The sequence below is a fragment of the Rubrivivax benzoatilyticus JA2 = ATCC BAA-35 genome (genome assembly GCF_000190375.1).
Classification (GTDB): Bacteria; Pseudomonadota; Gammaproteobacteria; order Burkholderiales; family Burkholderiaceae_C; genus Rubrivivax; species Rubrivivax benzoatilyticus.
In genome coordinates this window covers 44,467-53,625 of sequence record NZ_AEWG01000079.1, presented here as the reverse complement: position 1 = coordinate 53,625, position 9,159 = coordinate 44,467, and the positions used below count along the sequence as shown (strand labels likewise).

The 9,159-nt window shown below is 72.7% G+C and carries 8 protein-coding genes and 1 pseudogene; 6 read left to right on the top strand and 3 right to left on the bottom strand.

The window, feature by feature from the left end:
* Both RBXJA2T_RS09970 and RBXJA2T_RS09965 read right to left on the bottom strand, forming a co-directional pair.
* A pseudogene (locus RBXJA2T_RS09970) lies at nt 1-315 on the bottom strand (hypothetical protein); the annotation flags it as partial.
* A 40-nt stretch (nt 316-355) separates the two neighbouring features.
* Nucleotides 356-1,297, bottom strand: coding sequence for a LysR substrate-binding domain-containing protein (locus RBXJA2T_RS09965; RefSeq protein WP_009857234.1), 942 nt, complete (start codon nt 1,295-1,297; stop codon nt 356-358).
* Nucleotides 1,298-1,421: 124 nt separating this feature from the next.
* On the opposite strand from RBXJA2T_RS09965, the gene scpC reads away from it, so the two are divergent.
* From scpC to RBXJA2T_RS09935, 6 genes are all read left to right on the top strand, one after another.
* Complete coding sequence (gene scpC, locus RBXJA2T_RS09960; protein ID WP_029718979.1) at nt 1,422-2,936, top strand: succinyl-CoA:acetate CoA-transferase ScpC; 1,515 nt, start codon at nt 1,422-1,424, stop codon at nt 2,934-2,936.
* A gap of 182 nt (nt 2,937-3,118) precedes the next feature.
* Nucleotides 3,119-4,885, top strand: a complete 1,767-nt coding sequence (locus RBXJA2T_RS09955; RefSeq protein WP_029718980.1) for a S8 family serine peptidase — start codon at nt 3,119-3,121, stop codon at nt 4,883-4,885.
* 146 nt (nt 4,886-5,031) lie between these two features.
* On the top strand, nt 5,032-5,796 hold the full coding sequence (locus RBXJA2T_RS09950; RefSeq protein WP_009857231.1) for an XDD4 family exosortase-dependent surface protein: 765 nt from the start codon (nt 5,032-5,034) through the stop codon (nt 5,794-5,796).
* Nucleotides 5,797-5,956: 160 nt separating this feature from the next.
* Nucleotides 5,957-7,090 (top strand): aminotransferase class V-fold PLP-dependent enzyme, encoded by a 1,134-nt coding sequence (locus tag RBXJA2T_RS09945; RefSeq protein ID WP_029718981.1) that lies wholly within the window; start codon nt 5,957-5,959, stop codon nt 7,088-7,090.
* A gap of 77 nt (nt 7,091-7,167) precedes the next feature.
* The gene (locus RBXJA2T_RS09940; protein ID WP_009857229.1) at nt 7,168-7,638 is read left to right on the top strand and encodes a hypothetical protein; all 471 of its coding nucleotides are present in this window, start codon (nt 7,168-7,170) and stop codon (nt 7,636-7,638) included.
* 38 nt (nt 7,639-7,676) lie between these two features.
* Entirely contained in the window at nt 7,677-8,018 is a 342-nt protein-coding gene (locus RBXJA2T_RS09935) for an ArsC family reductase (RefSeq protein WP_009857228.1), read from the top strand.
* On the opposite strand, the gene RBXJA2T_RS09930 is transcribed toward RBXJA2T_RS09935, so the two are convergent.
* Nucleotides 8,015-9,106: a DNA alkylation repair protein gene (locus RBXJA2T_RS09930; RefSeq protein ID WP_009857227.1), complete on the bottom strand. Its 1,092-nt coding sequence runs from the start codon at nt 9,104-9,106 to the stop codon at nt 8,015-8,017. The genes RBXJA2T_RS09935 and RBXJA2T_RS09930 overlap by 4 nt on opposite strands.
* Nucleotides 9,107-9,159 lie beyond the last annotated feature (53 nt).

Below are 9,159 nucleotides of genomic sequence, written 5' to 3'. Positions count from 1 at the left end.
CGGCAGCGCCGGCGGCAGCGGCTCGGCGTGGGCGAGCTGGTCGTAGAGCCGGCAGTCGGCGCTGCCGTCGTCGTGGCCGGCGAACAGCGCCGCCAGACCGTGACGGTGTTCGTGTGCCGGCGCAGCGTCGTGCGCGGGGTGCGGCGACGGCGGATGGCCGGACGCCTGCACGGCCGACGGCGCTGGCGCCGTGCCGTGCAGCACCGTGTGCGCCAGCCCCAGCCATTGCGCTGCCAGCAGCGCGAAGACGACGGCGAACGTCAGCCCCAGCCGCGAGGCAGGGTGTCGGTCGTCAGGGTGGCGGCGGCGGCGCATCGGGCGCGAGCATAACCAGCCGGCGCGGCCGAGCCCCGGCTCAGGTCTCCCGGCGCGAGGCCTCGACCAGCCAGTGGCGGAACGCCGCGACCGCCGGCCGCTCGGCGCTGTGGCGGCGGCCGACCAGGCAGTAGGTGCAGGGCGAGGCGATGGCCAGCGCGAAGGGCGCGACCAGCGCGCCGCTGGCCAGGTGGCCGGCGACGATGGGCCGCGCCGCCAGCGCGACACCCTGGCCGGCCAGCGCCGCCTCGATCGCCAGCACCGCGTTGGAGAAGTGGCGGCCACTGCCGGCGGCCTGGCGGTCCAGGCCGGCGGCCTGCAGCCAGCGGTGCCAGCCCCAGGCCTCGTCGCCGCCGTGGTTCAGCGTGTCGTCGTGGATCAGCGTGTGCTGCACGACGTCGGCCGGCACCGCCAGCGGCGTCGCGCCGCGTGCCAGCGCCGGGGCGCAGACCGGCAGGTACTCGGGCGTCAGCAGCGGGTCGACACGCCAGCCCGGGTAGCGCCCGGTGCCGAAGACGACGGCCAGCTCGCTGCGGCCGTCACCCGGCGCGCGCGCCAGCGCCGCGAGCACGTTCGCGGCACCGGCGTGGTCGACGGTCTCGGAGCTGCTCGCCAGCCGGATCTCGACCTCCGGATGGCGTGCGTAGAAGCCGGGCAGGCGCGGCAGCAGCCAGTGGCTGGCCCAGGACGGCGGCGCGATGACGCGCAGCAGCTCGGTGGCCGCCGGCGCGCAGGCCAGATCCACCGCGTCGGCCAGCAGCGCCAGGCCCTCGCGCACCTTGGGCAGCAGGGCCTCGCCGCGCGGGCTCAGGCGCACCGCGCGTGTCAGGCGCTCGAACAGCACGACGCCGAGCTCGGCCTCGAGGCTGCGGATCTGCTGGCTGACGGCCGCCGGCGTGACGTGCAGCTCGGCCGCGGCCTGCTTGAAGCTGAGGTGGCGCGCGGCGACCTCGAAGGTGCGCAACAGTGCCAGTGCGGGCATGCGGCGGGTCATCGACAGTTAAGCGCAGCTTGTGCGTCGAATCATAAATGCTTGTTTGCCTCGGTTCTGGGCGGGCTCTACATTGCCGCGCTCGCGTAACCGCCTTGTAACCCGTTCCCGACGTATGACCCAAGCCGAAAGCCGCGTCCTCTGTCCCGCCTTGCGCAACCGCATCATGTCTGCCGACGAAGCGGCCGCCTTGATCCGAAAAGGCGACAACATCGGCATGAGCGGCTTCACCGGGGCGGGTTACCCGAAGGCGATCCCGGGCGCGCTGGCGCGCCGCATCCACCAGGCCAACTCCGAGGGCGACCGCTTCAAGGTCGGCATCTGGACCGGCGCGTCGACCGCGCCCGAGCTCGACGGCGCGCTGGCCAGCGTGGCCGGCGTCGAGATGCGCCTGCCCTACCAGAGCGACCCGGTGTGCCGCCAGCGCATCAACGCCGGCGAGATGGAGTACATCGACATCCACCTCTCGCACGTCGCGCAGTTCGTCTGGTTCGGCTTCCTCGGCCACCTGGACGTCGCGGTCGTCGAGGTCACCGGCATCACCGAGGACGGCCGGCTGATCCCGTCGACCTCGATCGGCAACAACAAGACCTGGCTGGACGAGGCCGACAAGATCATCCTCGAGGTGAACTCGGCGCAGGACATGAACCTGCTGGGCATGCACGACATCTATTACGGCACCCAGCGCCCGCCGCACCGCAAGCCGATCCCGCTGGTCGCGCCCGGCGACCGCATCGGCGAGCCGACCTTCCGCGTCAACCCGGACAAGATCGTCGCCATCGTCGAGACCCACGCCGGCGACCGCAACACGCAGTTCAGCGCGCCCGACGAGAACTCGCGCCGCATCGCCGGCCACATCCTCGACTTCCTGCAGCACGAGGTGAAGAAGGGCCGCCTGCCCAAGGACCTGCTGCCGCTGCAGTCGGGCGTCGGCAACATCGCCAACGCCGTGCTCGCCGGGCTCGAGGACGGGCCGTTCGAGAACCTCACCGCCTACACCGAGGTGCTGCAGGACGGCATGCTGCAGCTGATCAAGAGCGGCAAGCTGGCGTTCGCGTCGGCCACCGCGGTGTCGCTGTCGACCGATGCGCTGAAGGAGTTCCGCGAGAACCTGGCCTTCTACCGCGAGCGCATCCTGCTGCGCCCGCAGGAGATCAGCAACCACCCCGAGGTCATCCGCCGCCTGGGCATCATCGCGATGAACGGCATGATCGAGGCCGACATCTACGGCAACGTCAATTCGACGCACGTGATGGGCTCGCAGATCATGAACGGCATCGGCGGCTCGGGCGACTTCGCGCGCAACGCCTACCTGTCGATGTTCATGACGCCGTCCACCGCCAAGGGCGGCACGATCTCGTGCATCGTGCCGATGGTGCCGCACGTCGACCACACCGAGCACGACGTGCAGGTGCTGGTCACCGAACAGGGCCTGGCCGACCTGCGCGGCCTGTCGCCCAAGCAGCGCGCCGAGACGATCATCGAACGCTGCGCCCATCCCGACTTCAAGCCCGCGCTGCGCGACTACTACCGCCGCGCGCTGAAGGGCTCGCCGGGCCAGCACACGCCGCACCTGCTCGACGAAGCCTTCTCCTGGCATCTGCGCGCGCTCGCCGGGCGCGGCATGTGAGGCCCCGGCGGGCGCCGCGGGAGGCGCCCGCCACCAGCGGGCCGTGCTGCCGCGCAGGCGGTTGAACCCGGCCGCGGGTTTACCGCTTGAAACGACGGCGTGCTCAAGACGCCCGTCCCGGCAGTCGATGCTCCGGGGTCCGCGCCATCCGGCCGCGGGCCCGGACCACCGAGACGACTGCCATGAGACAACTCCCGCCTGCCTGCCTTCCCCGTGCCGTCGCCGCCGCCGTGTTGCTGGCCACTTCAGGCCTCGCCGCCGGCCCGTCGGCCGCGGCCGACGACTGGGCCGAGCGCCGGGTGCTCGTGTCGCCGCGTGCCGGCCTGCCGGCGGGCGACTTCCGCGCGCTGCTGGCGGTGCACGGCGGCAAGGCGCGCAAGATGGGCCAGAGCGAGTTGTACGTCGTCGACCTGCCGGCCGGCGTCTCCGAACGCGCCGTGCAGCAGCGCCTGGCGCGCCACCGGCTGCTGAAGTTCGCCGAGCTCGACCGCCGCATCGCGCCGGCCTATGCCGCCAACGACCCCTACCTCGGCAGCCAGTGGCACCTGGGCACGATCGGTGCCGCCACCGCCTGGGACCAGTCGCAGGGGGCCGGCGTGACGATCGCCATCCTCGACAGCGGCATCGACGCCAGCCACCCCGACCTGGCCGCGCGCATGGTCGCCGGCTGGAACTTCTACGACGGCAACTCCGACACCCGCGACGTCCACGGCCACGGCACCGCGGTGGCCGGCGCGGCCGCCGCGACCAGCGACAACGCCACCGGCGTCGCCGCCGTCGCCGGCAAAGCCAACCTGATGCCGGTGCGCATCGCCGACGCCAACGCCTACGCCTACTGGAGCACCGTCGCCCAGGGCCTGACCTGGGCCGCCGACCACGGCGCACGCATCGCCAACATCAGCTACAACGGCGTCGCCGGCAGCTCCACCGTCGCCAGTGCCGCGAACTACCTGCGCGGCAAGGGCGGGCTGGTCGTCGTCGCCGCCGGCAACGACGGCACCGACCCGGGTTTCGCGGCGACGACGGCGATGATCCCGGTGTCCGCCACCAACAGCGCCGACCAGCGCACCGGCTGGTCCAACTACGGCGCCTTCGTCGCGCTGGCCGCGCCGGGCGAAGGCATCTGGACCACCAACCGCGGCGGCGGCTACTCGGCCTGGAGCGGCACCTCGTTCGCCAGCCCGGTCACCGCCGGCGTCGTCGCGCTGATGATGGCCCGGCGGCCCGACCTGCCGAACACGACGATCGAGAGCCTGCTCTACGCCAGCGCCCGCGACCTGGGCACGGCCGGGCGCGACGCGAACTTCGGCCACGGCCGCGTCGACGCCGCCGCGGCGGTGGCGGCCGCAGCGGCCGCGGCCCCCGCCGCCGACACCACGCCGCCGACGGTGGCGATCGGCTCGCCGGCCGGCGGCAGCACGGTGTCCGGCACGGTGACGGTCGACGTCGCGGCCAGCGACAACGTCGGCGTCGCACGCGTCGAGCTGAGCGTCGGCGGCACGGTGGTCGGCATCGACTCCGCCGCGCCCTTCGCCTTCGCCTGGGACAGCACCGGCGCCGCCAACGGCAGCCGCTCGCTGGTGGCCACCGCCTACGACGCCGCGGGCAACCGCACGAACTCGGCGGCCGTCAGTGTCAACGTCGCCAACACGCTGCCGCCGGTGGCCGCCGACACGACGCCGCCGCTGGTCGCGCTGGTCAACCCGGTGGCCGGCGCCGTCAGCGGCACGGTGACGGTCAGCACCAGCGCCAGCGACGACCGTGGCGCGGCCGGCATCCGCCAGCAGCTCTACGTCGACGGCAAGCTCGCCGCCAGTGGCAGCGGGGCGACGCTGTCCTATGCCTGGAACACCCGGCGAGTGCGCGCCGGCACGCACACGCTGAAGGTCGTGGCCACGGACGCCAGCGGCAACAGCGCGGCGGCCTCGGTGAGCGTCAGCGTGCGTTGAACCGCCGCGGGGTGTCGGCTGGCTTGACAGTCGGCGCCCCGTGCCCGGCGGCTTCGCCGGCCCCCACGTTTCAAATCAAGGTCTTGGCGCTTCTGGCGCAGCGTTTGCTTCGTGTTGCCGAAACTCACGCTTCCGGGAGTCCCTCGGTGAAAAAGCATCTCGTCTGCCTCGCGATCGCGGCCCTGGGCAGCACCGCCGCCGTCGCGGCTCCGGTGAGCTTTGCCGGCAGCAACGATCCGCTGTCGGCGTCGGTCAGCTTCGACGTCGTCAACGGCCAGCTGCAGGTCGTGCTGTCGAACACCAGCCAGAACGACGTGCGCATCGGCGACCACGTGCTGACCGCGGTGTTCTTCGACATCGCCGGCGTGACGCTGTCGCCGCTGGCGGCGATTTCCGGTGGCGCCACCTACCAGGGCACGGACTGGATCAGCGGCGCCGGCACCAACGTCGGCGGCGAGTGGGCCTTCAAGAGCGACCTCAACCAGTACGGCGCCTCGCTGGGCATCTCCAGCTCCGGCCTGGGCCTCTTCGGCCCGTTTGCCCGCTTCGACACCAGCACCAACCTCGCGGGCCCTGCTACGCCCGACGGCCTGCAGTACGGCATCACCTCGACGGCCGACGACCGCACGACCGGCACCGGCCAGCACCACAGCGAGGGCGGCGTCATCAACAGCCCGCTGACCGTCGGCTCGGTGACCTTCCTGTTCAACGTCCGCGGCACGGTGGATCTGGCCTCGATCTCCAAGGTCACCTTCCAGTACGGCACGGGGCTCGACGAGCCGCATTTCGCCGGCACCCCGGTCGATGGCGGCGGGGGTTCCGGCAGTGCCGTGCCCGAACCGGCGACGCTGGCGCTGGCCGGTGCCGCGCTGCTGGGTCTGGCCGCATCGCGCCGCCGCCGCGCCGGCTGAACCGGCCGCCGTTTCCTGCCCCGCGCAAGCTGCACGGCCCGCTTCGGCGGGCCGTGTCGTTGCTGCGCCGGCCCCTGACTTCCCTCAGCCGGCCCCTGCCGAGGGCGGTGCTAAGCTGCCCGGCTCGTTCATGCGCCGCCTGGCGCCGCAAGGAAGTTCCATGCCCGGATTGCTGCCCGACCTCGATCCCGACGGTCTGCTCGAGTACTCGGTGGTGTTCACCGACCGCGCCGTCAACCACATGTCGCAGAAGTTCCAGCGTGTGATGCGCGACCTGACGGCGACGCTGAAAGAGGTCTACGGCGCGCACGCCGTCGCCATCGTGCCCGGCAGCGGCACCTTCGGCATGGAAGCGGTGGCGCGCCAGTTCGCCACCGGGCGCAAGGCGCTGGTCATCCGCAACGGCTGGTTCAGCTACCGCTGGACGCAGATCTTCGAGACGGGCGCGATCCCGGCCGAACACACGGTGCTGAAGGCGCGCCCGGTCGCCGAAGGCGCCAAGCAGCCGTTCGCCCCGGCGCCGATCGCCGAGGTGGTGGCCACGATCCGCGCCCAGCGCCCCGACGTCGTCTTCGCGCCGCACGTCGAGACCGCCGCCGGCATCCTGCTGCCCGACGACTACCTGAAGGCCGTGGCCGACGCGGTGCACGAAGTCGGCGGCCTGTTCGTGCTCGACTGCATCGCCTCGGGCGCCGCCTGGGTCGACATGCGCGCCACCGGCGTCGACATCCTGATCAGCGCGCCGCAGAAGGGCTGGAGCGGCTCGCCGTGCTGCGCCTTCGTGATGTTCAGCGAGCGTGCGCGCGAGGCCATCGGCGCGACCACCAGCACCAGCTTCGCCGCCGACCTGAAGAAGTGGCTGCAGATCGCCGACGCCTACGAGGCCGGCGGCCACGCCTACCACGCGACGATGCCGACCGACGCGCTGACGCGCACGCGCGACGTGATGCTCGAGACGCGCGAGATCGGCTTCGCCAAGCTGCGCGATGCCCAGTTCGAGCTCGGACAGCGCGTGCGCGCGCTGCTCGCCGAACGCGGCCTGCCCAGCGTCGCTGCGCCGGGCTTCGAGGCCCCGGGCGTGGTCGTCGCCTACACCGACGACGACGCCATCCAGACCGGCAAGGCCTTCATCGCCCAGGGCCTGCAGACGGCCTCCGGCGTGCCGCTGATGTGCGACGAGCCGGCCGGCTTCAAGACCTTCCGCATCGGCCTGTTCGGCCTGGACAAGCTGGCCGACGTCGACGCCGCTGTGGCGCGTCTGGTGAAGGCGCTGGATACCGTCAAGCCGGCCTGAGCGGCGGGTGACGGCGGCGGGCGTAAGCTCGGCCCACCGGTTGCCCGCCCGCCGCCATGCGTCAAACGCTCGCCCTGTTGATCGTCACCGCCGCCCTGAGCGGCTGCGCGGCGATGAAGCCGCCGCAACCCGGCTGGACCGAACCGCAGACGCTGGCCCACTGGGGCCCGCCGACCTCGCGCTACACGCTGGCCGGCGGGCTGACGCGGCTGGAGTACGCCACCGGCCCCTTCGGCCGCACGACCTGGATGATCGACGTCGCGCCCGGCGGCCGTGTCGTCGCGGCGAAGCAAGTGCTGACCGAAGAGAACCTGATGGCGGTTCAGGGCCGCCTGCCCGGCATGTCGCGCGACGAGCTGCTGCGCACGCTCGGCCGCCCGGGCGAGCGCCGCGGCGGCGGCTGGCAGGGCGGCGAGGTCTGGTCCTGGCGCTACGCGACCCACGAATGCTGGTGGTTCCAGGTCTCGATCGGCGACGACGGCGTCGTGCGCGACGGCGCCTTCGGCCCGGACTGGCGCTGCGAACATCCCTTCGATCCGCGAAACTGAGCGCCCGTCATCGTCTTCCGGCCGCGCGCCGCCCGCCCATGATCGTCTACGGCATCCCGAACTGCGACACCGTCAAACGCGCCCGCGCCTGGCTCGCCGAGCAGGGCCACGACTACCGCTTCCACGACTTCAAGAAGGCCGGCGTGCCCGACACGCGGCTCGATGCCTGGATCGCCGCGCTCGGCTGGGAGCCGCTGGTCAACCGCCAGGGCACGACCTGGCGCAAGCTCGACGAGACCGTGCGCGCCGGCGTCGTCGACGCCGCCTCGGCGCGTGCGCTGATGCTGGCCCAGGCCAGCGTCATCAAGCGCCCGGTCGTCGAATGGGACGACGGCCGCATCACCGTCGGCTTCGACGCCGCGCGCTGGGCAGCGGCCTAGAGTTCCAGCTCGAACTCCGCGCCCGCCACGACGCGGCCGTTGACCTGGATGTCGACGCGGTGCGCGCCGGCGAAGTAACGCCGCGTCGTCACGAGCTTCATCGAATGGCGCTTGGCCAGCGCCAGCGTCGCGCCCGCGGGCAGTTCGAGCTGCCAGCCCTTGAACACCTTGGGCGTGCGCCGGCCGTCGGCCTTGACGTGGTGCACCAGGTAGTCGACGACCAGGCGCTGCGCCACCGCGGCGCGGCTGGCCAGCGTCAGCGACAGCACCAGCGTCTCGCCGACCGCCAGCCGCGGCGGCGCCAGTTCCAGCACCGCGTCGCCGACGAAGTCCTCGCCGTGGCCCCACAGCGCCAGCATCGCGGCGTCGCCCTTCTTCACCAGCGTGCGGCTGGCGTGGCGCAGCAGCGCGCGGCGTTCGCGCGTCGCGCCGGGCAGGTGTTCGCGCACCCAGGCGACGACGATCTCCGGGTGGTCCTTGGCGATGTCGTTGAGGTGGTTGGCGACGCTGCGGCGCACGAACTCGCTGGGGTCGTCCTGCAGCCGGCGCAGCAGCGGCAGGCTGGGTGAGGGGTCGGCCACCAGCGCCGTCAGTCGCAGGCCCCAGGGCAGGCGCGGGCGCGTGCCTTCGCTGACCAGGCGGCGCACCCGTTCGTCGGGGTCCTCGGCCCAGCGTTTGAGCGTCTCGTAGACCCGCGCCGGATGCTCGACGATGAAGGGCCGGATCGCGAACTCGGCGGTGAAACGCCGCGTCAGCCGGTGCAGCGTCGCCAGCGCCCGTTCGGGCTGGTGCAGGCCGCGGCGCGCGACGTATTCGCCCACCGGCCACAGCGCCCAGCCCTCCAGCCCGTCGTCGCCGTCCATCGCGGCGTCCAGCCGGTCGGCGGCAGCGCCGAAGTCCGCGGGCAGCGTCGCTTCCAGCGCGGCGCAGAGCTGCAGCGTGCGCGCCTTCAGCTCCAGTGCCTCCAGGCCGTCGGCGGCCAGGCGCTCGAAGGCGGCGGCGTCGAAACCCGGGCCGGCGGCCGCCAGGCGCGCGGCCATCTGCGCCACCAGCGCCGGGGAGATGAGGTTCTTGAACGGTTCGGCCATGCGCCGACGATAAGCGCCTGCACGCCGTGCGCTAAGCTCGACGGCTTCGCCGC

Bases quoted from the DNA above. Each gene is read 5' to 3' on its own strand.
- RBXJA2T_RS09965 (WP_009857234.1), bottom strand. From the start codon at position 1,297: ATGCCCGCACTGGCACTGTTGCGCACCTTCGAGGTCGCCGCGCGCCAC.
- scpC (WP_029718979.1), top strand. From the start codon at position 1,422: ATGACCCAAGCCGAAAGCCGCGTCCTCTGTCCCGCCTTGCGCAACCGC.
- RBXJA2T_RS09955 (WP_029718980.1), top strand. From the start codon at position 3,119: ATGAGACAACTCCCGCCTGCCTGCCTTCCCCGTGCCGTCGCCGCCGCC.
- RBXJA2T_RS09945 (WP_029718981.1), top strand. From the start codon at position 5,957: ATGCCCGGATTGCTGCCCGACCTCGATCCCGACGGTCTGCTCGAGTAC.
- RBXJA2T_RS09935 (WP_009857228.1), top strand. From the start codon at position 7,677: ATGATCGTCTACGGCATCCCGAACTGCGACACCGTCAAACGCGCCCGC.
- RBXJA2T_RS09930 (WP_009857227.1), bottom strand. From the start codon at position 9,106: ATGGCCGAACCGTTCAAGAACCTCATCTCCCCGGCGCTGGTGGCGCAG.